The following is a 23896-nucleotide window of genomic DNA, read 5'->3' as shown; positions in this document are numbered from 1 at the left end:
CGGCGGTGACGGGTCAGGGTGCGCCGGCGCCCTCCGCGCCCGGGCGTACCGGCGTCAGGCCGGGGACCCCGCCGTCGACGACCGGCGCCGGCCGCCGTTCGGCGACGGCGAGTACGAGCGCCAGCAGCGCGGCGACGCCGGCCGACCCGGCCAGGAGCACCCACCCGGCCCGGACCGCGCCGAACTCCGATGGCAGACCGGTGGTGTGTGCGCCGATCACCGAGACGAGCAGGGCGACCCCCAGCACCGACCCGACCTGGCGGGCGGTGTTGATCAGCGACGACCCCGAGCCCCACTGCGAGGCGGGCAGGGCGGAGCCGACGACGGAGGAGAGCGTGGGCAGGATCAGCCCGACCCCGAGCCCGGTCAGCAGCTGTCCGGGGAGCATGCCGACGGCGTAGTCGGGGGTGAGGCCGAGGTGGGCCAGCCACCAGAGGGGCCCGGCCGCGAAGGACAGGGCGCCGAGCCCCGCCGTCGGACCGACCCCGATCCGCGCCGCGAGCCGCCCGGCGAGCCGCGAGACGACCACCACGACCATCGGCCCCGGCGCGAGCGCCAGGCCCGCGGCCTGCGCCGTCCAGCCCCAGGTTCCGGTCAGGTAGAGGACGTTCACGACGAGCATGCCGGCGAAACCACAGGTGAACGCGACCATCGTCAGCGCGGCGAACCCCACGGACGGCACCCGGACGACCGCGAGGTCCAGGGCCGGGACCGCGTGCCGCCGCGACCGCACGACGACGGCGACGAGGCCGAGGACCGCGACCCCGGCGGCGGCGAGCACCTCGGTGGAGAGCCAGCCCCGGTCGGGGACGCGGACGAGGGCCCAGGCGAGCGCGCCGATGCCCATGACCAGTGCCAGGGCGCCGAGCAGGTCGGGCATCCCGGTGCGTTCGAGGTCGGACTCGCGCAGCGCCCGTGCCCCGGCCACCAGCGCCACGACCCCCACCGGGACGTTGACCAGGAACACCCAGTGCCACGACGCCTGCACGAGCAGCCCGCCCAGGGGAGGTCCCAGCGCCGCGGCGACGGCCCCGATCGAGGCCCAGGCTCCGACGGCCCGGCTGCGGCGCTCGGGCGGGTGGGCGGTGAGCAGCAGCGACAGCGAGGTGGGCATGACGAGGGCCGCGCCCACGGCCTGGACCGTCCGTGCGGCGACCAGCGACCACACGCTCGGCGCCATCGCGCAGGCGGCCGACGCGAGCGTGAACACGGCGAGGCCGACCAGGAAGATCCGCTTGTGGCCGACGCGGTCGGCCAGCCGCCCGGCGAGGGCGAGGAACGCCGCGAACACCACCGTGTATCCGTTGAGGATCCACGACATCTGCCCGAGGTCGGTGCCCGGGAACGCGGCACGGATGTCGGGGAAGGCGATGTTGACGATGAACAGGTCGAGGCTGGACAGGAACGCCGCCGCCGACGTGATGAGCAGGACGACACCGGGTCTGGGGGCGGGCATGGTCGTCCTCTCGAAGCGGACCGATCGGTCCGGGGTGACGTGCGGACAGTGCGGGGTGGTACGGCGAGTGGTTCAGCGGATGGTCAGGCGCCGACGAGGCGGCGGGTGAGCGCCACGGCGGCGTCGGCGCCACGCCGGACGTCGGCCGGATCGCGGTGGGCGGCCTGCATGAACAGCCCGTCGGTGATCAGGCAGAGCTCTCCGGTGAGCCGGTCGGGGTCGTCGGCCCCGAGCTCGCCGACGAGCCGCTCGACGATCGACCGGACGTCGGCCAGGTGCCCCCGGGCGACCGCGGCCGGGGTGTCCCCGGCGATGCCGTCGTCGGGGAACTCGACGAGGTAGTTCCGGAAGGCGCAGCCCCGGGAGCCCGTGCGGGTCACCAGGTCCCCGATCTCGGCGACGAGGGCCACCAGCCGTGCGCGCGGGTCGTCGCCCGCGGCGTCGAGGGCCCGGTGGACCGCGTCCGAGCGGCGCTCGCGGACCCGGGTCAGGTAGTCGGCGACCAGGTCGTCCTTGGTGGTGAAGTGCTGATAGAGCAGGTTCTTCCCGGTGCCCGCCTCGGCGATGATCTGGTTCATCCCGATCGCGCGGACCCCGTGTGCGTAGAACAGGCGCGACGCGGTGGTGAGGATGCGCTCCCGGGTGCCCGGGGCGGGGGTGCGAGCCATGGGGCCACGGTACCGGACCGATCGGTCCCGGACCAGACGGTCCGGTTCGGTGCGGAGGCGTCCCCGCGGGCGGACCACCGGGGACGGGGGTGCGGTCAGGACAGCGCGCTGAGCGAGCGCCACTCGTCCCAGGGGATCGTCCAGTCGTACAGGTCGCCGTCGCGGGCGGTCAGCGGCTGCGAGCTGCCGGTCACCTCGACCGGGTCGCCGAACACGGCGCTCGCGAAGAACTCCTTGGCGTCGCGGGTGGACAGGTTGACGCAGCCGTGGCTGACGTTGCGGTTGCCCTGTGCCCACGACGACGCGGGGTTGGCGTGGATGAACTCGCCGTTGTTGGAGATCCGGACCGCCCAGAACTGGGGCTCGTCGACGTAGCCGTAGTCGGGGTTGCTCATCAGCACCTTCTCCGACTTGGCCATGACCACGTGGATGCCGGAGCGGGTCACCCGGCGCGGGTCGGACTCCAGGCCGTAGGAGGCGTCGTAGCGGGCGACCTCCCTGCCGTCGCGGACGACGACGATCGCGTGGCTGCGGGTGTCGGCCTTCACGATCTGGCTGCGCCCCACGGTGAAGGTCCGGTCCAGGTCCTTCGTCATGAAGGTGCCGTCGCCCAGGTCGAGTCCGCGCAGCGCGCCCCGCACGTGGACCTGCGTGTGCGCGGGCCAGTAGGCCTTCGGGCGGTAGTGCACCCGCGAGCCCTCCGCGGTGTCGGGCAGCCACGCCCAGGCGCCCTCGACCTTCCGCGACGCGGTGACGCTCAGCGCCCGCTCGACGGTGGCCTTCGCGGCGTCGGGGAGCTTCTCGCCGAAGGTGAGCACGACCGGGGCGCCGATGCCGACCTCGCCGCCGTCGCGGATGTTCATGGTGGCGTCGACGGTGTCGTCGGGGTCGACGGTGGTGAACGGGGCCGCGGGCACCGGGCGCCGGTCCTTCGGGCCCAGCACCCAGCTGCCCGACCAGTGGTAGGTGGTGGCGAGGTCCAGCGGCTCCGTGGCGGTCCAGCTGCGGCCGTCGGGGGACAGGGTGCCCGCGACGGTGACCGGCCCGTCATCGGAGTCGGCGGTGAGCGCGACCCCGTCGAGGGTCCCGGTGCTGACCTCGGTGCGGACCGGGCTGCGCGGGGCGACCGGGGCACCGCCGGCCGGGACGCTGGTGAGGACCTCGGGGACCGGGGGCGCGGGCGGCACGGCCGGCGCCGGACGGAGGCGGTCGACGGCGCCCGCGAGGTTGCGGGCCAGCGAGCCGACGCCGTCGCCGATCCGGCCGCCCGCCATCGCGGCGGTCCCGCCCGCGAGCAGCGCCACCAGCGCGACCAGCGAGATGGCGAGCACCGCCCAGGTGCGACGGTGCACCGAGCGCCGCCGCCGGCGTGGGGTGTGGCGCCCGCGCGAGTGCTCCCAGGACCTCGACATGCCGAGGATCATGGCCCGCGTGTCACCCACACGGGCGGTACGACACCCCGACGACATGTGATCGTTGCCCGGGCGCGTCCGGGGCGCCGTCGTGACAGGGTTCCGGCCATGAGCTACGACGTCGCCGCCGTCCGCAGCCGTTTCCCCGCCCTGCGCGCCGGGATCGCCCACTTCGACGGGCCCGGCGGCTCCCAGGTCCCCGACGCCGTCGCCGGGGCGGTGGCCGCCGCCATGACCTCCCCGCTGGCCAACCGCGGGACGGTCACCAGCGGCGAGCGCGCCGCCGACGCGATCGTGCTCGGCGCCCGCGCCGCGACGGCCGACCTGCTCGGCGCGGACCCGCGCGGGATCGTGTTCGGGCGCAGCATGACCGCGCTGACCTTCGACCTCGCCCGCACGCTGGCCGCGACCTGGTCCCCGGGCGACGAGATCGTCGTGACCCGCCTCGACCACGACGCGAACATCCGCCCCTGGGTGACCGCGGCGCAGGCGGCCGGCGTGACGGTGCGGTGGCTCGACTTCGACCCCGCCACCACCGAGCTCGACGACGTGACGCCGCTGCTGTCCGACCGCACCCGGCTCGTCGCGGTGACCGGGGCGTCGAACCTGGTCGGGACCCGCCCCGACCTGCCCGCGATCGCCGCCGCCGTGCACGCCGCCGGGGCACTGTTCATGGTCGACGGCGTGCACCTGACCGCGCACGCCCCGATCGACGTCGCCGCGATCGGCGCCGACTTCTACGCCTGCTCGCCCTACAAGTTCCTCGGCCCGCACTGCGGGGTGCTCGCCGCCGACCCGGCGCTGCTGGAGACCCTGCACCCGGCGAAGCTGGCACCGTCGAGCGACGCCGTGCCCGAGCGCTTCGAGCTCGGCACCCTGCCCTACGAGCTGCTCGCCGGGACCACCGCCGCCGTCGAGTTCCTCGCCGCCCTGGACCCGTCGGCGACCGGGGACCGCCGGGCGCGGCTGCAGGCGTCGATGGCCGCGGTGGAGGAGCACGAGCGGCCGCTGCGCGAGCGCATCGAGACCCACCTCGCCGCCCTGCCCGGGGTCACGGTGCGCTCCCGGGCGGCGCGGCGGACCCCGACCCTGCTGGTGACCTTCGACGACCTCGACGCCGCCGACGCCTACCGGCACCTGGCGCAGCGGCGGATCGCGGCGCCCGCCTCGTCGTTCTACGCGCTGGAGTGCTCGCGGCGGCTCGGTCTGGGGGACACCGGATCCCTGCGGATCGGGCTGGCCTGCTACACCGACGACGCCGACGTCGACCGGCTCCTGGACGGGCTCTCCGACTTCGTCGGGGCCTGATCCACATATGTGAGACTGTTCAGGTGACGCGTCCTCGGTGGGTCCTCGCGGCCCTGCTCGCACTGGCCCTCGTCGCCGGGTGCTCGGCACCCGCCGTGGCACCGCCGGCCCCCGGCGGGACCGGCGCGGCGGCGCAGGACTGCGTGCCCGGCGCCGCGTCCGCCCCGGACGACACGGTCGCCTTCACCCACGCCACCAACGTCACGATCACCGGCGGCGACGGCTACCGGGTCCTGACCGTCCGCACGCCCTTCCCGGGTGGGCAGCCGCAGTCGGTCGTGCTCGTCGGCTGCGAGCAGGGCGACCCGGCGCTGCCCGCGGCGCTCGCCGGGGCCCCGGTGGTGCACACCCCGGTGAGCGGGATCTTCGCCGGCTCGACCACCCAGCTGCCGATGATCACCGAGCTGGGCGGGCTCGACCGGATCACCGGCGTCGGCGGGGCCGCGCTGGTCACCGATCCGGCCGTGCGGGCGCGCGTCGACTCCGGTGCCGCCGTCGACTTCGCGCCGAACTCCACGATCGACGCCGAGGCCGTCGTCGCCGCCGCGCCGCCGGTCGTGCTGTCGGCGGGGACCGACGACCCGGCCTTCCCGGCGCTGGCCGCCGCCGGCATCCCGGTGGTCGGCTGGGCGGACTACCTGGAGACCGGTCCGCTCGGCCAGGCCGAGTGGATCAAGGTCGTCGGTGCGCTGACCGGGCAGGACGCCCGCGCCGCGGAGGTCTTCGACGGCATCGCGGGCCGCTACACCGACCTCGCCGGTCGCGTGCGCGGCCTGCCGCCGACCCCGATCGTCGCCGGGCAGCCCTACCAGGGCACCTGGAACGTCCCGGCCGCCGAGTCGACCGCGGGCATCCTGTTCCGCGACGCCGGCGCCACCTGGCTGGGCGCCGGGATGCCCGGCACCGGCACCCAGGCGCAGTCGCTGGAGCGGGTGCTGGCCGACGACGGCGATGCCCGCGTCTGGCTCGCCGACGGCCCGTTCGCCACGACCGCCGACGTCGCGACGCTTGACCCGCGGCTGTCCTCGCTCGCCGCGGCCCGCCCCGGCGGGCAGCTGTGGACCCGCGACCGGGCCACCACCGCCGACGGCGGCAACGCCCTCTACGAGCGCGGCGCGCTCCACCAGGACGAGATCCTCGCCGACCTCGTCGCGATCCTGCACCCGCAGGCCCTGCCCGGGCACGCGTTCACCTACTACCGGCAGGTGCCCGCCGGATGAGGCCGGCCGCACCGGCGTCGCCCGCTCCGGCGACCCGGGCCCCGGACCGGGCCGGGCAGCGCTCGGGACGCCGGGCGCCGCTGGTCCTGGCGCTGCTCGCCGCCGGGGTCGTCGTGCTGTTCGCCCTCGCCGTCTCGACCGGGTCGGTGGTGATCGGGCTCGACCGGACGCTGTCGGCGCTGCTCGGCATCGGCACCCCCGACGCCCGGCTCGACCTGCTCGTCACCGACCTGCGGGTGCCGCGGGCGGTGACCGCGACGGCCGTCGGCGTCGGGCTGGGCACCGCGGGGCTGCTCACCCAGACCCTGTTCCGCAACCCGCTGGCCGAGCCCTACGTGCTCGGGGTCAGCGCCGGGGCCGGGCTGGGCGTCGCGCTGGTGACCACGCTCGGCGCGGCCGCGGGGACCGCCGCGTTCGCCACCGGCGGGCTCGGGGCCGCACCGGTCGTCGGGGGGCGGCTCACGACCGTCGCGGCCGCGGCGGTCGGTGCCGCCGCCGTGCTCGCGCTGGTGCTGGCCCTGTCGCGGTTCGCCCGGTCCGTCACCGCGCTGCTCGTGATCGGCGTGATGCTGGGGTCGGCGGTCACCTCGGTGGTCAGCCTGCTGCTGGTCTGGACCGACCCGCGCACCGCGCAGCAGTACCTGATGTGGGGCCTCGGCTCGGTGTCCGGCGTCGGCCGCGGCGAGCTGCCGGTCCTCGGCGGGATCGTCGCCGCGGGGCTGCTGGCGGTGGTCGTGCTGGCCAAGCCGCTCGACGGGCTGCTGCTCGGCGACGACTACGCCCGCACCGCCGGCGTCGACGTCGCCCGGGTACGGGTGGTCGTGCTGCTCGTCGCCGCCGTGCTCGCCGGGACGGTCACCGCGTTCTGCGGGCCGATCGGGTTCCTCGGCATCGCCGTGCCGCACCTGGCCCGGATGGCGGTCGGCACCTCGCGGCACCGGGTGCTCGTCCCGGCCACCGCCCTGACCGGTGCGCTGGTCGGGCTGGCCTGCGCGGTCGTCGCGAACCCGCCGGGGCTGGGCACGGTCCCGCTGAACGTGGTGACCTCCCTGGTCGGGGCACCGGTCGTGATCGCGGTGCTGCTGCGCTCCCGACGCCTGGGCGCGGCCTGGTGAGCGCCGGGCTGGTGCTGTCCGGGCTCGTCGTCGGGTACGCCGAGGGCGGGGCGCTGCGCCGCGGCCGGGTGCGCCCGGTGCTGTCCGGGGTGGACGCCGTCGCCGCCCGCGGCGAGCTGACCGTGCTGCTCGGGGCGAACGGCGCGGGCAAGTCCACGCTGCTGCGGACCCTCGCCGGGCTGCAGCCCGCGCTCGGCGGGGCGGTGACCCTCGACGGCACCGACCTGCTGGGGCTGCGGCCGCCCGAGCGGGCCCGCCGGGTCGGGGTGGTGCTGACCGACCGGCCGGACCCGGGGCAGCTGACCGGCCGCGACGTCGTCGAGCTGGGGCGGCTGCCGCACACCGGCGCCACCGGCCTGCTCACCGCCGACGACGAGGCCGCCGTCGACGCCGCGATCGACGCGATCCGCGCCGGCCCGCTGGCCGGACGCCCGCTGGCCCGGATGTCCGACGGCGAGCGGCAGCGGATGATGGTCGCCCGCGCACTGGCCCAGCAGCCGTCGCTGCTGCTGCTCGACGAGCCGAGCGCGTTCCTCGACGTCTCCTCCCGGGTCGCGCTGCTCGGGACGCTGCGCCGGCTGGCGGGGGAGCAGGACCTCGCGGTGCTGTTGTCCACCCACGACCTGGAGCCGGCACTGCGTCTGGCGGACCGGGCCTGGCTGCTCGACGGCGCGGGCGCGCTGCACACGGGGACGCCCGGCGAGCTGGCCGCCTCCGGTGCGGTCGGGGCGGCGTTCGACACCGACGAGCTGGCCTTCGACGCGCCCACCGGCACCTTCCGCCTCCGCGCCTGAGACACCCGCGCCGCCCTGCCCCGCTCGCGTTCGGCCGCCCCGCCCGCGTCCGGCGCACCGCCCGCGCCGGGCCGGTTCGACGCCGGGCGGTCGCCGCCCCCACCGGACCCGCGCCGCACAGGTTCCGAGCGCACCGCACACGTCCGGGGGTGTGCGGCGGAACCGGAACCCGTGCGGCGCCGCACGTGGTGGGGTGCACCGCGGGTGCGGGGGCCGAGTGCGGGAGAGGGCGGAGCTGCGGAACGGGCGCCGCACAGTGGCATGGATCACCCGGACGGCGTCGCGATCAGCGTATGCGGGCCGGTCGTGCACGACCGGCCGCGCCGACGGCGCGGCGCCCGGAGCCGGTGCCGCAGCCCGGCCGGAGGTGCCCGTGGCGCCGCCGGGCACGACGCGACCCGGAGTCGCTAGGTTCGCGCTGGACCGCGCCGCCCGTCCGGGCGCGCGCATCGGAACACGAGGAGATGCGATGACGCACGCCGCGAGCGCGGCCGAGCTCGAGTCGCTGCTGCTGACCCGGTCGCTCGACGACCCGGAGCTCGCCGCGGCCACCGAGCGGACCCCCGACACCCGGGTCCTGCCCGACGTGTCCGTGGTCAAGGTCGGCGGGCAGAGCTTCATGGACCGCGGCCGCGAGGCGGTGTTCCCGCTCGTCGAGGAGCTGCTGGAGGCCCGGTCGGAGCACCGGCTGCTGATCGGCACCGGCGGCGGCACCCGGGCCCGGCACGCGTACTCCCTGGCCGCCGAGCTCGGCCTGCCCACCGGCGTGCTCAGCTCGGTCGGCAGCGCCGTCGCCGGGCAGAACGCCACCATGCTCGGCTACCTGATGGCCCGGCACGGGGTGCCGGTCGTCGCCGGGGGCGGGTTCGACGCGCTGCCGCTGTCGCTGTCCGAGGTCCGCGCGGCGATCTTCGCCGGCATGCCGCCGTACGCGATGTGGCAGCCGCTACCCGACGAGGGCGTCATCCCGCCCTACCGCACCGACGCCGGCTGCTACCTGGTCGCCGAGACCTACGGCTGCAAGAACATGATCTTCGTCAAGGACGAGGACGGTCTCTACACCGCGAACCCGAAGAACGACCCGTCGGCGACCCTGATCCCCGAGATCACCGTCGACGAGCTCATCGAGCGGGACCTGCCCGACCTGATCGTCGAGCGCCCGGTGCTGGAGCTCATGCGGCACGCGACGCACGTCCGCTCGATCCAGATCGTCAACGGTCTCAAGCCCGGCAACCTCACCCGCGCGCTCGCCGGCGAGCACGTGGGCACGATCATCACCGCGGGAGACGCCCGATGAGCACCACCCACACCAAGGACGTCGAGTCCCCGCTGGCCCGCCAGACCCTGCTCGACCGCGAGCAGGTCCGCCCCGTCGACCAGCAGCAGCCGGTCATCCGGATGCTGCCCCGCCTGCGCGTGGTCGTGCTCGGCGGCCGCTCGATCGTCGACCGCGGCCGCGACGTGCTGCTGCCGCTCGTCGAGGAGCTGCGCGCCGCGATCTCCGGGGACCCGCTGCTGATCGCCACCGGTGCCGGGATCCGCGCCCGGCACGCGCTCGGCGTCGGCCTCGACCTGGGCCTGCCGACCGGTGCGCTCGCCGAGATCGCCGGCCGTGAGGCCGAGCAGAACGGGCACCTGGTCGCCGCGCTGCTCGCCGAGCAGGGCGTCGCCTACCTCGGGCACGACACCGTCGCCCACCAGCTGCCGGTGCACCTGGCCGCGTCGAACGCCGCCGTCACCAACGGCTACCCGCCCTACGGCGTGCACGAGCTGCCGTCGGCGGCCGGGAAGATCCCGGCGCACCGCACCGACACCGGCGCGCTGCTGCTCGCCGACGCGTGGGGCGCGGCGTCGCTGACCTACGTCCGCGACGTCGACGGCGTGCTCGACGGGGACACCGTGCTGCGCGAGGCGTCCGCGGCCGACCTGCTCGCCGACGCCGCCCGGACCCTGCCGGTCGACCGGGAGGCGCTGTGCACGCTGCAGCGCGCCCGCCACGTCCGGTCGGTGCGGATCGTCAACGGGACCGTCGCCGGGAACCTGACGAAGGCCCTCGCCGGGGAGCACGTCGGGACCGTCGTCTCGGCCTGACCTCCGAGGACGGGATCCGTCCGGGTCCGGTGCCACGGTCGTGTCGTGGCACCGAACCCGTTCCCCGTCCCGCAGGCGGAGATCGACCGCCTGCACGCCCGTCTCGACGACACCCGCTGGCCCGACGTGCCGGCCGGTGCCGGGTGGTCCTACGGCGTCCCGCCCGACCACCTGCGCGCGCTCTCCGACCACTGGCGGCACCGCTTCGACTGGCGGGCGGTGGAGGAGCGGCTGGCCGCGGACTCCGTCGTCGTCGACACCCCCGACCACGCCGGGGTGCACGCGCTGGTCCGCCGCTCGACGCGGACCGACGCCGTCCCGCTGCTGCTGGTGCACGGCTGGCCGTCCACCTCGACGACCTCCGGGCGTTCGCCCACTCCCTCGGACCCGGCTCCGGCGATCGATCAGTACCTCAGGGCGGTCGCGTGCCGGGAGGACAGCGCTGAGGTACTGATCGATGTCGGCGCGGCCGGGAGGCGGCGAGCGCAGCCCGGGCGGCGCCGGGGCGGGGTCGGGCAGCCGGGCCTCAGCCCACCGGGACCGGCGGGACCGGCGGGACCGGCGGAGCGGCACCGGGCTCCGTGCGTCGCCGCCGTCGCCGACCCGCGACGAGCGCCGCGGCCGTCAGCAGCACCAGCCCGGCGACGGCGGCGACGAACGGCACCGAGCCCGGGTCCCCGCCGTAGGCGCCGATCGTCACGAACGCCACCGCCGAGGGGGCCACCCCGAGCACCGATCCCGCGAGGTAGTCGCGCAGCCGGATCGCGGTCAGCCCGCAGGCGTAGCTCAGCACCGGGAACGGGATCACCGGCAGCAGCCTGCCCCCGGCGACGGCCCACAGCCCGCCCCGGCGCAGCCGCGCGTCGAGACGGCGGATGCGGGCGCCGCCGATGCCGGCGACGACCTCGCGGCCCAGTGTCCGCGACAGCACGAAGCCGATCAGCGAGCCCACGGCGACGGCGGTCATCGTCGTCGCCAGGCCGACGGGCAGGCCGAACAGGACCCCGGCGGCGATGCCCATCACGGTCGCGGGCGCGGGGACCAGGGTGAACCCGACGAACAGCAGGGTGAACAGGACCGGTGCCGCCCAGCCCGCGGCCGACGTCGTCGCGCGGACGCCCTCGACCGTCGGCCAGCCGGTGACCAGCAGCACCGCGGAGCCCGCGGCCACCAGCGTCACCAGCAGCACGGGCCGCCACCATCGGGCCACCGTCGACCACCTCCACCCGGGTCTACGAGTGCGGGTACCCGCGGGGTTCGGGTGGACACCGGCTCGGACCGGTGAACGGCGACCGGTGTGCGGCGGACGACGGTGTCCGGTATGACACAGTCTCGGCCTGATGAGACGTCCTGCGCGCACCCGCACCCTGCTGGGGTGGATCGCCGTCGCGTTCGTCGGGGCGTGGATCGTCGGGACGGTCACGCTGATCGCGGCGGCGGGGGAGCGCGGCGCCGACGACCGGGCCGCGCTCTACGAACGGGGCGGCGCCGCGCTGCGGACCCCCGACGGCGGCGGCGCCCGGCTGCACGAGCTGCTGCTCGACGCCCCGGACCGCGGTTTCGTCGACGACTACGTCGAGCGCCTGCAGGCGGCCGGGTCGCCTGCCGTGCTGCCCACCGGGCCGGACCGGGTCGAGGTGCGCTCGGGCCCGGTGCTGGTGACGCTGTCGGTCACCGAGGAGGCGGGCCGCTGGTACTTCAGCCTCCTGCCGCCCGGGGAGCGGGAACCGGGCTGACGGCCGGGCGCCGCCACGGCGTCCACGGCCGGGGTGCGGGCCCGGGGCCGGCCGCGACGACGACACCGGGGAACCCGGTCAGCAGCCGCGGCACCGCGCGGCGCAGCCGTCGCACGGCGGCGGGACCGTCGACGTCGTCGAGGCGCGCCTGCAGGAGCAGCTCGCCGTCGTGGTGCGCGGTCCGCACCCGGGACAGCTCGGGCAGCGTCCGCGCCAGCACGCGCAGCTCGTCGGCGGTGAGGGGACAGCCGCCGACGACCACCGTCGCGGTGAAGGGGCGCGTCCCGTCGTGCTCCGAGCTCATGGAGTGCCCTACGAGCGGAGCCCCCGTCCGGATGCGGTCCCGGCCGGGAGATACCCACTTCTCATGACGCCGGGACCTGGGGTTACTCCGTCCGCAGCAGCTCCGTGACGTCCGTCCGGAACTGCATCGCGCGGTAGGGCCAGTTGGTCGTGGTGTTCCACTGGCTGACGACCAGGTGCAGGTCGTCGAGCGTCGAGCCGGGGACGACGTAGCCGCCGTAGAGCTGCGCGACGCGGCCGGTGGCGTGGTCCTCGTCGTCCCAGCCGCAGCCGGTCAGCACGGTGGTCCGCGGGGCGCGGTGCAGGTCGGCGTCCGGGCGGTCGAGCAGCAGCGTGTCGATCCGGTAGTTCCCGGCGTCGAAGACGGTGAGCAGCAGGTGCTCGCGACCGTCCGGGCCGGGCACCCGGCGCAGGTTGAGCTCGCCGAACGCGCCCGGCAGCGTCAGCGTCGGCGGGTTGCCCCAGTCCCAGCGCTCCCCGGCGAAGCCCCACGGCTCCCACGCGTCGCGGTCGGTGATCCGGTCGGCGGGCACCCGGTGCAGCAGCAGACCGTCGCGGCGCTGGAAGCCGGTGGTGTAGGCGTAGACGTACCCGTCGCCGCCGTCGCACCAGGTCAGCTGCTGGAACAGGCCGTCGTGGTGGTCGCCGGGCCAGTCGCAGCCGGTCCGCTGCCAGGTGACGCCGTTGTCGCGGGAGGCGACGATCTCGCTCCACAGCACGTTGCCGAGGCCCTTGTTGGCCATGACGTGCAGGTACATCGTGTCGCCGACGGTGATGACGTCGGCGGGCAGGATCGTGGTGACGCGGCGGTGCAGCCGGAACCAGTTCGTCGCCGGTTTGCTGACGAGCCGGCAGGCGTAGTCGGCCGCGTCGCCGCCGGAGCCGGTCCAGCGCAGGCCGCCCCGGACGTCGTCGGGGTCGGCGAACAGCACGACCGGGGAGCGCCAGCCGGGCCCGCCGACACCGGCCCGGTCGAAGGTGTCGCCGAAGACGGCGACCAGGCGCCCGTCCGGGGCGGTGGCGAGGATGCCGAGGTCGGTGCCGCCGATCCCGAACCGGTCGGTGTACCCGGGCCCGGTCAGGTCTGCGATCTTGGTCGTGACGGCCATGGCGGCGACCCTACGGCCGGTACCGCGCGATCGCGGCGCGGGTCGCGGGCAGCGCGAACACCTCCGCGAAGGTGTCGACGCTCGCGTCCACCGAGCCGGTGATGCCCTGCTCGCGCCAGGTCTCGAGCAGCTCCTTCTGCGCCGCCAGGACCTCGCGGGTCGGGGCGAGCAGCGTCGCGACGAGGTCGTCGACGGCGGCGTCGAGGCCGGCGGGGGAGTCGACGAGGCGGTTCACCAGCGGCGCCGTCCCGGGCTCGTCGACCCGGTGCACGCTGCCGGTCAGGACCATCTCCTGGGCGAGCGCGGCCCCGACGTAGCGGGGCAGCAGCGCCGCGTCGACCACCGACGGGATCCCGAGGCGGACCTCGGGCAGCCCCACCCGCACCCCGGTGTGGGCGACGCGCAGGTCGCAGGCCAGCGCCAGCTCGAACGCCGCACCGAGGCAGGCGCCGTTCAGCCGGGCGATCGTCGGCACCGGTGCGGTGCGCACCGCGCGCAGGCAGGTCGCGAGCCGGGTGATGATCGCGCGACCGTCGCCGGGGGCGGCGTCGCGGAACACGTCGAGGTGCATCCCGGCGCCGAACGCGCGGTCCCCGGCCCCGGTGACCACCACGACCCGCACCCGGTCCGGGAGGTCGGTGACGGCCCGGGTGACCGCGTCGACGTCGTCGAGGTGCAGCGCGTTGGCGGCCTCGGGACGGTCCAGGGTGACGGTCCGGACCGCGCCGTCGTCGTGCACCCGCGGGGTCCCCATCAGTGCACCGTCCACGGCGGCGGGGCGGTGCGCGGGGGTCGTCGCCGCAGCACCAGGACCAGCACCAGCAGCACGATCGCGCCGACGCCGGCCGCGACCGTCGTCAGGATCGCCACGATCAGCGGGGCGATCCCGGCCGCGGCGACGACCAGCGCGACCCCGATCCCGCGTGCCCCCGGCGCGGCGGACAGCGTGAAGGTGCCCGGCTCCTCGACCTCGAACGACCCGATCAGGAAGCCGGAGCGGGCACCGACGGAGTAGGTCTCGTCCATCGTCGCCGGGACCAGCGGCACCGGGCCGGACGGGCCGGTCACCGTCGGCAGCGCGTCGGCGGAGCCGTAGCCGCTGCGGGTCTCCAGGTACACCCAGCGGGTCCCGGGCTCGGTGACCGCGACGGGACCGCCGGTGGTCGCGGGGACGGCGACGTCCGCGGGCAGCCCGGCCCAGCGCACCCAGGACAGCAGCGCCACGAGCGCCAGCACCGCGACCGCCGCCCCGCCGATCCACCGCCATCCCCGGACCACGACGATCATCGGACCACAGCGGCGGCCGCGACGACAGGTCCTACCGGGCGGCCACCGCGGCCACCGCGTCGGCGAACACCTGCGGTGCCTCGACCGGGACGAAGTGCCCGACGCCGTCGACGGGGGTGACGGTCACCTCGGTGAAGAACTCCCCGACCCGGTCGGACCAGTCGCGCGGGAACAGCGGGTCGTGCTCGGGCCACAGGAACGTCGTCGGGACGGTGACGCGGTCGGCCGGGTCGGGTGTGGTCTCGGCGAGCGAGCGGGCCACCGCGCCGCCGCCGGAGCGGTACCAGTTGATCGACGCGACGAACGCGCCCGGCGCCCCGTAGGAGGCGGCGAGGTGGTCGAGGCGTTCGTCGTCGGGGGTGAACCCCGGGCCGGACCAGTGCGACCAGAAGTGGCGCAGGTACGCGCGGGCGGCGCGGGCGTCGCCGTCGACGAGCTCGCGGGCCAGGTCGAGCTGGTGGAAGGACTGGTACCAGAACTCGCGCACGGGCCGCTCCGCGAGGATCCGCTGCCCGACCCCCGGCGCGGGCGGGGTGACCACGAGCGCGCGCAGCAGGTCGGGCCGGTCCTTCGCGACCTGCTGGCCGACGCGGCTGCCGACGTCGTAGCCGGCGACGACCACATCGGACAGGTCCAGCTCGCCCAGCAGCGCGGTCAGCGAGCACGCCTGCGCGGCCGCCGAGTACTGCTCGGCCGGGTCGCGGTCGTGCTTGTCGGACCCGCCGAACCCGCGCAGGTCCGGGACGACGACGTCGTGCGCGGGGGCCAGCCGCTCGGCGACGGCGGTCATGTCAGTCCGGTCGCCCGGCCAGCCGTGCAGCAGCAGGACCGGCGGCGCACCGGGCTCCCCGTGGCGGTCGTAGGCCAGTCGGAAGCCGTCGGTGGCGGTGGACAGTGGCATCGCGGGGATCCTCCGGACTCGTGGGACGGGCGGCTCGGTGTACCGAGAAATGATGATGGGGTGCCCGGGTCGCGACGGCGATACTCGCGCGTGTGAGTGAGCGCCGGAACCCCGACGTCGAGGTCGACTGGGACGACCCGGAGACCCCCACCCCGGGCTGGATGGGGTTCCTGCTGGCGCTGTGGCTGCTGCTCGCGCTCGCGTGCGGGTGGTTCGCCGTCGACGACCTGCGCCTGGCCACCGGCTCGGTCGGCGCGCCCGGGGTCCTGGAGGTCACCGACTGCACCGACCTGGGGGAGGGCCGCTACGACTGCAACGGACTGTTCCGGCCCGACGCCGGCGGTGACCCGATCGCCGTCGACGCCTCGCCGGACTCGTCGGCCGGGGAGGTCGTGGCGGCGCAGCTGACCCCCGCCGGTGACCGTGCGGTGCCCACCGGGACGACCGGGGTGCTCGCCGCGCTGACCCTGCCGTTCCTCGGCGTCGCCCTGCTCGGCTACCTGCCCTGGACGACGGCGGTGGTGCTCGGCACCCGGCGCGGCCGGCGCGGGCTCGCCGTCCTCGGGCACGTGGTGACCCTCGTCTTCGGGACCGCGACGATCGTCGGCCTGGTCCTCTCCTGACCCGTCCGGTCGAATTGTCGGGCTGTAACGGTTACCGTTCGCCGACCGTTCGGCCGACACGTCAGGGGGAACCGTGTCCCAGGCACCCACCACCGGAACGACGGAACGTCACCGTCTCCCGGTTCGGACGCTCGTCGCGGCGTCCATCGGCAACGCGGTCGAGTGGTACGACTGGACGATCTACGCGACGTTCTCGATCTACTTCGCGACGCAGATCTTCCCGCCCGAGAACGCGGCGCTGGCCCTCATCTCGACGCTCGCGACCTACGCGCTCGCCTTCTTCTTCCGGCCGCTGGGCGGTCTGCTGCTGGGCCGCTTCGCCGACCTCAAGGGCCGCCGGACCGCGATGCTGGTGACGATCCTGCTGATGGCGGGCGGGTCGTTCGTCATCGGCCTGCTGCCGACGTTCGCGATGATCGGCTGGTTCGCGCCGGTGCTGCTCCTGCTCGCGCGCATCGCCCAGGGCATGTCGCTGGGCGGGGAGGTCTCCAACGCCTCGGCCTACCTCGCCGAGATCGCCCCGCGCGAGCGGCGCGGGCGCTACTCGTCGTTCTTCTACATCTCCACCGGCACCGCGGTGCTGTTCGCCTCGCTCACCGGCTTCGTGCTGGCCGCGACGCTGACCGAGGACCAGCTGGCCTCCTGGGGCTGGCGGATCCCGTTCCTGCTCGGCGGGGTGCTCGGGATCGTCGGGCTCTGGATGCGGCGCCAGATGAGCGAGACCGAGCAGTTCGAGGAGAACAAGGAGTCCGCGGCCCGGATCCGCAACCCGCTGATGCTGACCCTGCGTGAGCACCCGAGGGCGGTCGCGCAGCTCGTCGGCTTCACGATCCTGCACACGCTCTGCTACTACACGTTCTTCTCCGCGCTGACCCCGTTCGCCACCCGCTCCCGCGGCGCCGACGCGACGGAGGTGTTCCTCGCGCTGTCGATCGCCACGGCGATCTTCGTGCTCCTGCAGTACCCGATGGGGGCCGCCGCCGACCGGTACGGCCGCAAGCCGCAGATGCTGGTCTGGTCCGCGGCCACCGCGGTGCTCGTCGTACCGCTGTCGTTCCTGATCGGGCCCGGCTTCTGGAACATGTTCGTCGTGTTCGTCGTCGGGCTGGGGCTCTACACGGCGATGACCTCGGTCGCGCCGGCGATCATGAGCGAGCTGTTCCCGACGAAGGTCCGCGCCCTGGGCATCGGTGCCTGGTACAACCTGACCGTCGCCGTGTTCGGCGGGACCGCGCCGCTGGTCATCGCCTCGCTGCAGGAGGCGGACCTGGCGATCCTGTTCTTCGTCTACGTCGCCGTCGGGGCGGTGATCTCCTTCGTCGCGGTGCTGACCCTGCCGGAGACGAAGGGCTCCGCCCTGCGCTGAGCGGGTACGCTCCATCGAAACGCCACCGTTTCGATGGAGAGCTCGCGATGACCAGCACCGCACCGGCCGACACGCTGCGCCACCTCGCGCACGGCGCCACGCTCGAGGAGGGCCTCGGGTTCTTCGACGCGCTGCCCGCCGTCCGCGTCGAGGAGATGCTGGGTGACTGGTCCGGTGGCGAGATCCCCACCGGCAACCCGATGGACGGGCTGCTGGGGCGCTTCGGCTGGCACGGCAAGCGGTTCGACGGCGTCGACGACGTCCACCCGCTCGTCATGGACCACCCCCGCGGCGGCCGGTTCTCGCTCAACCCCGCCCTGGTCCCGCTGCCCGCACTGCTGCGTCACCCGGCCGCGCTGCGCAACGCGACCCTCGCGCGGATCGCCCGCACCGCGGGCCCCGCGCTCGCCACCCGGGCCCCGAAGGCGCGGCTGCGCACCACCGAGTACCGCGGGGTCGCCAGCGCCACCATGTGCTACGACGACCTGCCGATCCACGACGTCTTCCGGCGCGTCGACGACGACACCGTCCTCGGTGCCATGGACATGCGCGGCCTGGCCCACCCGTTCCTGTTCTTCCTGCGTCGCGAGTGACCAGCCGCTTCCCCGACGAGCGCCGCCGGGAGGTGCTCGCCGCGACCCGTGACCTCGTCGCGGAACGCGGCTATGAGTCGACCACCGTCGAGGCCGTCGCCGCGGCGACCCGCACCAGCAAGGCCACGCTCTACCGGCAGTGGGGAGACAAGGCCGCGCTGGTGGTGGAGGCCGTCTCGGCGGGCAGCCCGCTCGCGATCGACCGGATCGACACCGGGTCGCTGGCCGGGGACCTCGCGGCGGTGGTCGACCAGCTGGCCGCGCGGGCCCGGGTCGACGTGCCGATCGTGCTGGGGCTGGCCGGGGCCGGGCAGCGCGACCCCGCCCTGCTGGCCGCGCTGTCCTCGCGGCTGCTGCCGCAGGTGGAGGCGCTGCGCGCGGTGGTGGTGCGGGCCGTCGCCCGCGGGGAGCTGCCCGCCGACCCGCCCGCCGCCCGGCACCTGCCCTACCTGCTGGCGGGCGCGGTGGTGGCGCCGACGCTGCTGGACGGGCCGTCGGCCGTCGCCGACGCCGGGTACCTGCGGTCGGTCTGCGACGACGTGCTGCTGCCGGCCCTCGGGGCCCGCCGGTGAGCTCCGCGCGCTCCTAGGCGGGCCCGTCGACGACCTGCACGACACCGTCGGCGGTACCGGTGACGAAGAGCCGCCCGGTGTCCGGGTCCACCGCCACGGTGTTCGGCTGCCGCACGGTGGGGATCCGGGCCACCTCCCGCGGCGTCGGGTCGGTCATGTCGTAGCCGACGAGCAGGTTCGCCCCGGTCGCGGTGACCCACACGCGGTCGCGGACCGGGTCGTAGGCGATCCCGTAGGGCTCGCCGGGCAGGTCCACCCGTCCGACCTCGGCGGGGGTGCCCGCCGGATCGAAGACGATCAGGTGCCCGCCCCGGGTGTCGGTCGCGATCATGCGGCCGTGCCGGTCGGCGACCAGGTGGGTCGGGCCGTCGCCGGCCGGGAGCTCGCGGATGCCGTCGCCGGTCGCGGCGTCGTAGACGGTGAGGGTGTTCTCGCGGACGTCGATCAGCCCGACCCGGTCGCCGACCGGGGCGAGCCCGGCGGGCTGGGTGACGTCGGTCAGCTGGCGCACCACCCGGTCCCCGCGGACCACGGACACGCTGCCACCCGCCTCGTTGGCGACGAACACCGTCCCGGCCGCGGTCTCGGTCGCGTCGTGCGCCATCGGGCCGGTCATCACCTCCGACGACACCTGGCCGCCGGGCAGCGAGACGCGCAGCAGGCCGTTCGCGCTCTCGCTCGGGACCAGCACCGGCCCGCCCGGCCCGGCGAGCTGCAGGTGGCGCAGCACGCCCGGCAGCGGCACCCGCCCGACGACGGCGGCGGTGTCGGCGTCGAGCAGCACGAGCCGGTCGGGCTGTCGCACCCCGACCGCGACGCGGCGCGTCGGCCCGTCGGCGACGATGCCCTCCGGGACCGCGCCGACCGCGACGGTCCGCCCGGGCGGGGTGCCGGTCACCGTCGGCGCGACGCCCGGCTCGGCGGGCGGCGGCAGCGGCTCGGCGAACCGCACCGGGGTACCCGCGCGTCCCGGTGCGGCCGGGCCGTCGGGCGGGGACGTGCAGCCCGCGGCGAGGAGCGCCAGGACGAGCACGGCGGCCGTGCGGAGCATGCGCTTCCCTGTCGCCATGGGCACAGCATCGTCGCCCGGCCGGACGGCCGCGCGCCGGCGGGACGAACGGGACTCCCGGTTGCGCCACGAAACGATAGATGGCTACCGTTCCGGTGTCCGGATCACGACGACGAGGGAGTGTCCCCGTGACGACCGCCGAGGCCCCGCAGCTGCCCTTCGACCGTCCGAACGTCATCGACGTCGCGCCGCTGTACGCGGTGCTCCGCCGCGAGGGACCGATCGTGCCGGTGCGCACCCCGGTCGGTGACCCGGCGTGGCTGGTCACCCGGCACGCCGAGGCGCGCTCCCTGTTCGCCGACCCGCGGCTCGGTCGCTCGCACCCCGCTCCCGAGCAGGCCGCCCGGGTGTCCGAGGCGGCGATCCTGGGCGGCCCCACCGGCACCGTGGAGACCGAGAAGGCCGAGCACGACCGGATGCGCAGGCTGCTCGTCCCCGCGTTCTCGGCCAAGCGGATGCGGCGCCTCGGTGACCACGTCGGCGAGCTCGTCGACGGCTGTCTGGACGACCTCGTCGCCGCGAGGGAGACGTCCCCCGACGGCGTCGCGGACCTGCACGCCCACCTCGCGTTCCCGCTCCCGGTGCTGGTCATCTGCGAGCTGCTCGGCGTGCCCTTCGCCGACCGCGGCTACTTCAGCGGGCTGTCCGAGCGGGTCGCGACCATCCGCTCCGGGGGCGACGCCGAGACCGCGATGACCGAGTTCCGCGGCTACATGGGACGGCTCGCGGCGGCGAAGCGGGAGACCCCGGGGGAGGACGTCGTCACCGACCTCGTGCGGGCCCAGGCCGAGGACCCCGGCTTCGGGGAGGCCGAGCTGACCCGGCTCGCCGCCGGGCTGCTGTTCGCCGGGCACGAGACGACCGTCGGGCGCATCGACCTCGGCGTGCTCCTGCTGCTCACCGACACCGCCCGCCGGGACGCCTTCGTCGCCGACGTCGACGGCCGGCTGCACGGCACCGTCGAGGAGGTCCTGCGCATGTCGGCCCCCGGTGGGCTCGCGCTGCTGCGCTACGCGCACGCCGACATCGAGGTCGGGGGCGTCACGATCCGCCGCGGTGACGCGGTGATGATCTCGACGGCGTCGGCGAACCGGGACACCGAGGTGTTCGACGACGCCGACGCCTTCGACCCGACCCGCCGGCCCAACCCGCACGTGTCCTTCGGCTACGGCGGCCACTTCTGCATCGGTGCGAGCCTGGCCCGCACCGAGCTCGCGACGGTGTTCGCGCGGCTGTTCCGGCGGTTGCCCGGGCTGCGGCTCGCCGTCGCCCCGGAGGACCTGGACGTGCGGGCCGAGCAGGTCACCGGGGGAGTGCGGGCGCTGCCGGTCACCTGGTGAACCAGGCCCGCGGCGCCCCGTGACGTCGCGCGGCGACCCGCGCACGGGGTGCCGCGGACCGGGGAGGGGCGCCGCGGACTGGGCTCACAGCCCGTCGGTCAGGATCCCGTCCATCGCCCGCTCCACGATCGCCGCGATCGTCCACGACGGGTTCGTGCTCCCCGTCGTCCCCGGCACCAGCGCCCCGTCGACGACGTGCAGCCCCGGGTGCCCGGCCACGCGTCCCCGGTCGTCGGTGACCCGGCCCAGCACCGCGCCGCCCAGCGGGTGCCAGGTGACCGGGTCCAGGGTCCCCAGGTCGAGGACCCCGGAGGGTGCGTCCGCGGCGCGCGCGACCAGGCCGGAGAGCCCTGCGGGCAGCCGGGAGGCGACGTCGGAGACGACCCGTCCGAGGCCGGCGCCGACCGGGGCGTCCGGGGCGATCAGCCGCTGGGTGAGGTCGCGGACGGTGCGCTGGGCGTCGGCGTCGCCGTCGGTGGGCCAGTGCAGCACGGCCTCGCCGGTGGCGCCGTCGAAGCGGAACTCGCCGACCGGGTCGCAGGCCCCGAACCCGGGCAGCGACATCGCGCGGACGTCGAACGGCAGCGGCGCGGGGCCGAAGGTGAGCGTGACGGCCTCGGCGCGGTCGTCGGTGGGCGGGCGGATGCCGGCCGCCATCGGTCCGGCCTGCGGTCCGCCCGCCGGCTCGGGGACGCCGACGCGCAGCTGGATGCGGTCGCCGTTGTTGCCCCAGAACCGGCCGGCGTCGGCGGTGAGGTCGGGCAGCGTCCCGGTCTCGCGGGCCCGCACGAGCAGCCGGGAGGTCCCGGTCGACCCGGCGGCGAGGAACACCGCACCGGTGGTCAGCGCGATCCGCTCCTGCACGACTCCGTCGGTGTCGATCCGCTCGACGTCGAGCCGGTAGCGCCCGCCGCCGACCGCGGTCAGGTCGGTGACCCGGTGCAGCGGGGCGACGGTCACCAGGCCCGAGGCCTCGGCGTCGCGCAGGTAGTTCTTGTCCGCCGACAGCCGCGCCCCGGAGTTGACGCCGGTGAAGTACTCGCCGACCGACATCGACGGCGTCGCCCGCCCGGCGAACTCGGCGCGCACGACGTCCCAGTCGGTCGCGTTGGGCAGCAGCTGCGCGGCCAGCCCGGCGCGGCGGGCCTGCTCCAGGAACAGCCGGGTGCCGACGTGCGCGGGGTGGGCCAGGACGTCGTCGGGGATCGGCGAGACCCCGACCCGGGCGGCGGCGCGCGGGTAGTGGACGGCGGCGAGCTCGTCGTGGTCGATGCCGGGGACCGCCGCGGAGAACACCGCCGCGTCCGGCCGGATCCACACCCCGGCGTAGACCAGGGTCGACCCGCCGACCCCGGCCCCGCAGAGCACGCTCATCCCGCGCCCGGACACCTTCTCGAACAGTCCGGTGTAGGGCTTGTACAGCGTCGGCGGCTGGCCGGGGAACACCGGCGCGGGCGTCAGCCACGACGAGCGGCGGTCCGGGCGCAGGAACGGCGGGAACGTGTCGGCGGCCGGGGTGGTCCAGCGGCGGCCGCGTTCGAGGACCAGGGTGCGCACGCCCGCCTCGGCGAGCCGGGCCGCGGCGATCGACCCGCCGAGCCCGCTCCCGACGACGACGGCCGGTGCGGACATCGCGGTGACCTCGCGGCGCAGCAGGGCCGGCGCGGCGGTCGCGGTCCCGGCGGCACCCAGCGCGGCGGCGCCGAGCGCGGCCCCGGTCAGGAAGCCCCGGCGGCTGGTCACCCGCATCCGGCTCAGCCCCCGATCCGGATGTCGGCGACGATCTCGCGGATCAGGCCGTCCTCGTAGCGGAAGGTCTCGTGCACCCGCGCGGTCGTGAGGCCGATCGGACCCGCCCCGACGGACAGGGTGAACTCCGCGACGACGACGCCGTCCCCGCGCACCCGGTAGGTCTCGTCGGAGACGGCGCGGATGATCCGGTACTGCGGGCCGAACCGCAGGTCGGCGCGCAGCTGGTCGCCGGAGAACCCGGTCGGCAGCGCCGCCTCGACCCGGGTCGCGTGCGGGTGGAACGGCACCGCCGACGGGTCGTGGTCGGCGAGCGCGGCGACGTAGGCGCGGGCACCGTCGACCCGGCAGGCGTCGTCACAGGTGGAGGCGGACGCGACACCCGCCCCTGCTCCGGCGACGATCACTCCGACGAGCACGGACGACAGCAGACTGCGCAACCGCATGGGAACCTCCGGGACCTGGGGGAGCGGACGGGGGGACGACGTGACGGGAGCGACGCCCGGGGGCAGGCGCCGGGAGACACGGGACGACGGCGTGGCGCGCACGCGGGCGGCCCTGCTGGCCGCGGCGGCCGACGTGTTCGCCGAGCGCGGCTACGACGGCGCCTCGGTGGACGAGATCGCCCGCGCCGCCGGGGTGTCGGTGGGGTCGATCTACAGCCGCTTCGGCAGCAAGCAGGACCTGTTCCGGGCGCTGATGACCGGCTACCTGGAGGGCGACCTGGACCGGGTGCGGTCCGGTATGGACACGGGCCCCGAGCAGGGGCTGGCCGAGCTGGAGACGGTTCTGCTGGAGACCGCCCGCTCGCGCCCGGCGACCCTGCTCGACGCCGAGAGCTGGGCCGCCGCGATGCGCAGCCCGGCACTGCGCGCGGCCGTGTCCGACCACCACCGCCGGGTCCGTGCCGAGGCCGCCGCGATGGTGGCGCGCGGCCGCGCGGCCAACGGGGTGGACCTCGGCGTGCCGGACGAGGAGGTGGCGACCGCGATGATCGCGCTGTTCCACGGCCTCGTCCGGGAGTACCGCCTCGGTGTGCCCGGCGAGGCGCCGCCCGACCTGTACAGCCGCATGGTGCACGCGCTCGCGACCGGGCTCGCCGCGCTGGCCGCGGACGGCGGCGGGCCGCCCGGCGGGCCATGATCCACAGCGAGCCACGGGCGGCAGTCTGGCACGGGTGAGCG

At 75.7% G+C, this 23896-nt stretch carries 25 protein-coding genes and 1 pseudogene; 14 read left to right on the top strand and 12 right to left on the bottom strand.

Translation table 11 applies throughout. From position 1 onward, the window contains the following. Window positions 1–13 precede the first annotated feature (13 nt). From KPL57_RS50195 to KPL57_RS50185, 3 genes are all read right to left on the bottom strand, one after another. On the bottom strand, window positions 14–1456 hold the full coding sequence (locus tag KPL57_RS50195; protein ID WP_226357472.1) for an MFS transporter: 1443 nt from the start codon (window positions 1454–1456) through the stop codon (window positions 14–16). 83 nt (window positions 1457–1539) lie between these two features. Next, window positions 1540–2124 (bottom strand): TetR/AcrR family transcriptional regulator, encoded by a 585-nt coding sequence (locus KPL57_RS50190; protein ID WP_226357471.1) that lies wholly within the window; start codon window positions 2122–2124, stop codon window positions 1540–1542. A 95-nt stretch (window positions 2125–2219) separates the two neighbouring features. Then, a complete protein-coding gene (locus tag KPL57_RS50185; RefSeq protein WP_226357470.1) occupies window positions 2220–3536 on the bottom strand; it encodes an Ig-like domain-containing protein in 1317 nt (438 codons plus the stop codon). 108 nt (window positions 3537–3644) lie between these two features. Between KPL57_RS50185 and KPL57_RS50180 the strand changes: the two genes are divergently transcribed. The 7 genes and pseudogenes from KPL57_RS50180 to KPL57_RS50150 all read left to right on the top strand — a co-directional run. Then, entirely contained in the window at window positions 3645–4844 is a 1200-nt protein-coding gene (locus KPL57_RS50180) for a cysteine desulfurase-like protein (RefSeq protein ID WP_226357469.1), read from the top strand. A gap of 23 nt (window positions 4845–4867) precedes the next feature. Then, window positions 4868–6064, top strand: a complete 1197-nt coding sequence (locus KPL57_RS50175) for an ABC transporter substrate-binding protein (protein ID WP_226357468.1) — start codon at window positions 4868–4870, stop codon at window positions 6062–6064. Continuing rightward, on the top strand, window positions 6061–7179 hold the full coding sequence (locus KPL57_RS50170; RefSeq protein ID WP_226357467.1) for an iron ABC transporter permease: 1119 nt from the start codon (window positions 6061–6063) through the stop codon (window positions 7177–7179). The genes KPL57_RS50175 and KPL57_RS50170 overlap by 4 nt, the downstream gene beginning before the upstream one ends. Then, complete coding sequence (locus KPL57_RS50165; protein WP_226357466.1) at window positions 7176–7973, top strand: ABC transporter ATP-binding protein; 798 nt, start codon at window positions 7176–7178, stop codon at window positions 7971–7973. The genes KPL57_RS50170 and KPL57_RS50165 overlap by 4 nt, the downstream gene beginning before the upstream one ends. 469 nt (window positions 7974–8442) lie before the next feature. Next, on the top strand, window positions 8443–9270 hold the full coding sequence (locus KPL57_RS50160; RefSeq protein ID WP_226357465.1) for a uridine kinase: 828 nt from the start codon (window positions 8443–8445) through the stop codon (window positions 9268–9270). After that, a complete protein-coding gene (locus tag KPL57_RS50155) occupies window positions 9267–10064 on the top strand; it encodes a molybdenum storage protein subunit alpha (RefSeq protein WP_226357464.1) in 798 nt (265 codons plus the stop codon). Before KPL57_RS50160 ends, KPL57_RS50155 begins: the two co-directional genes overlap by 4 nt. 45 nt (window positions 10065–10109) lie before the next feature. Next, window positions 10110–10355, top strand: a pseudogene (locus KPL57_RS50150) (epoxide hydrolase N-terminal domain-containing protein); the annotation flags it as partial. Between the two features lie 235 nt (window positions 10356–10590). On the opposite strand, the gene KPL57_RS50145 reads toward KPL57_RS50150, so the two are convergent. Continuing rightward, window positions 10591–11274 carry a TVP38/TMEM64 family protein gene (locus tag KPL57_RS50145; RefSeq protein WP_226357463.1) on the bottom strand — a complete coding sequence of 228 codons (684 nt, stop codon included), beginning with the start codon at window positions 11272–11274 and terminating at the stop codon, window positions 10591–10593. 130 nt (window positions 11275–11404) lie between these two features. Between KPL57_RS50145 and KPL57_RS50140 the strand changes: the two genes are divergently transcribed. Then, complete coding sequence (locus tag KPL57_RS50140) at window positions 11405–11800, top strand: hypothetical protein (protein ID WP_226357462.1); 396 nt, start codon at window positions 11405–11407, stop codon at window positions 11798–11800. Here the strand turns inward: KPL57_RS50140 and KPL57_RS50135 are convergent. From KPL57_RS50135 to KPL57_RS50115, 5 genes are all read right to left on the bottom strand, one after another. Beyond that, complete coding sequence (locus tag KPL57_RS50135) at window positions 11763–12104, bottom strand: hypothetical protein (protein ID WP_226357461.1); 342 nt, start codon at window positions 12102–12104, stop codon at window positions 11763–11765. The genes KPL57_RS50140 and KPL57_RS50135 overlap by 38 nt on opposite strands. A gap of 82 nt (window positions 12105–12186) precedes the next feature. Continuing rightward, window positions 12187–13212: a DUF4185 domain-containing protein gene (locus KPL57_RS50130; RefSeq protein ID WP_226357460.1), complete on the bottom strand. Its 1026-nt coding sequence runs from the start codon at window positions 13210–13212 to the stop codon at window positions 12187–12189. Between the two features lie 10 nt (window positions 13213–13222). Next, window positions 13223–13966: an enoyl-CoA hydratase/isomerase family protein gene (locus tag KPL57_RS50125; protein ID WP_226357459.1), complete on the bottom strand. Its 744-nt coding sequence runs from the start codon at window positions 13964–13966 to the stop codon at window positions 13223–13225. Then, a complete protein-coding gene (locus tag KPL57_RS50120) occupies window positions 13966–14499 on the bottom strand; it encodes a hypothetical protein (RefSeq protein ID WP_226357458.1) in 534 nt (177 codons plus the stop codon). The genes KPL57_RS50125 and KPL57_RS50120 overlap by 1 nt, the downstream gene beginning before the upstream one ends. 31 nt (window positions 14500–14530) lie before the next feature. Next, on the bottom strand, window positions 14531–15400 hold the full coding sequence (locus KPL57_RS50115; RefSeq protein ID WP_226357457.1) for an alpha/beta fold hydrolase: 870 nt from the start codon (window positions 15398–15400) through the stop codon (window positions 14531–14533). Between the two features lie 92 nt (window positions 15401–15492). Here KPL57_RS50115 and KPL57_RS50110 point away from each other — a divergent pair, with 92 nt between their 5' ends. The 4 genes from KPL57_RS50110 to KPL57_RS50095 all read left to right on the top strand — a co-directional run bounded on the left by KPL57_RS50110 (window position 15493) and on the right by KPL57_RS50095 (window position 18554). After that, window positions 15493–16023, top strand: coding sequence for a hypothetical protein (locus KPL57_RS50110; protein WP_226357456.1), 531 nt, complete (start codon window positions 15493–15495; stop codon window positions 16021–16023). 73 nt (window positions 16024–16096) lie between these two features. Further along, window positions 16097–17389, top strand: a complete 1293-nt coding sequence (locus KPL57_RS50105; protein ID WP_226357455.1) for an MFS transporter — start codon at window positions 16097–16099, stop codon at window positions 17387–17389. Between the two features lie 47 nt (window positions 17390–17436). Continuing rightward, complete coding sequence (locus KPL57_RS50100) at window positions 17437–17982, top strand: DUF4334 domain-containing protein (protein WP_226357454.1); 546 nt, start codon at window positions 17437–17439, stop codon at window positions 17980–17982. Continuing rightward, window positions 17979–18554 (top strand): TetR/AcrR family transcriptional regulator, encoded by a 576-nt coding sequence (locus tag KPL57_RS50095; RefSeq protein ID WP_226357453.1) that lies wholly within the window; start codon window positions 17979–17981, stop codon window positions 18552–18554. The genes KPL57_RS50100 and KPL57_RS50095 overlap by 4 nt, the downstream gene beginning before the upstream one ends. Window positions 18555–18567: 13 nt before the next feature. Here KPL57_RS50095 and KPL57_RS50090 read toward each other — a convergent pair whose 3' ends face one another. Further along, window positions 18568–19623: a YncE family protein gene (locus tag KPL57_RS50090; protein ID WP_226357452.1), complete on the bottom strand. Its 1056-nt coding sequence runs from the start codon at window positions 19621–19623 to the stop codon at window positions 18568–18570. An 80-nt stretch (window positions 19624–19703) separates the two neighbouring features. Here KPL57_RS50090 and KPL57_RS50085 point away from each other — a divergent pair, with 80 nt between their 5' ends. Further along, window positions 19704–20963, top strand: coding sequence for a cytochrome P450 (locus KPL57_RS50085; protein ID WP_226357451.1), 1260 nt, complete (start codon window positions 19704–19706; stop codon window positions 20961–20963). 84 nt (window positions 20964–21047) lie between these two features. On the opposite strand, the gene KPL57_RS50080 is transcribed toward KPL57_RS50085, so the two are convergent. Both KPL57_RS50080 and KPL57_RS50075 read right to left on the bottom strand, forming a co-directional pair. Beyond that, complete coding sequence (locus KPL57_RS50080; protein WP_226357450.1) at window positions 21048–22706, bottom strand: GMC oxidoreductase; 1659 nt, start codon at window positions 22704–22706, stop codon at window positions 21048–21050. Window positions 22707–22717: 11 nt separating this feature from the next. Beyond that, a complete protein-coding gene (locus tag KPL57_RS50075; RefSeq protein WP_226357449.1) occupies window positions 22718–23158 on the bottom strand; it encodes a hypothetical protein in 441 nt (146 codons plus the stop codon). Between the two features lie 91 nt (window positions 23159–23249). Here KPL57_RS50075 and KPL57_RS50070 point away from each other — a divergent pair, with 91 nt between their 5' ends. After that, window positions 23250–23855 carry a TetR/AcrR family transcriptional regulator gene (locus KPL57_RS50070; protein ID WP_226357448.1) on the top strand — a complete coding sequence of 202 codons (606 nt, stop codon included), beginning with the start codon at window positions 23250–23252 and terminating at the stop codon, window positions 23853–23855. The last annotated feature ends 41 nt before the right edge of the window (window positions 23856–23896 follow it).

The sequence above is a fragment of the Pseudonocardia sp. ICBG601 genome (assembly GCF_020496245.1).
Note: the sequence above shows the minus strand (reverse complement) of the source record. Positions and strands in the feature narration are given on the sequence as shown.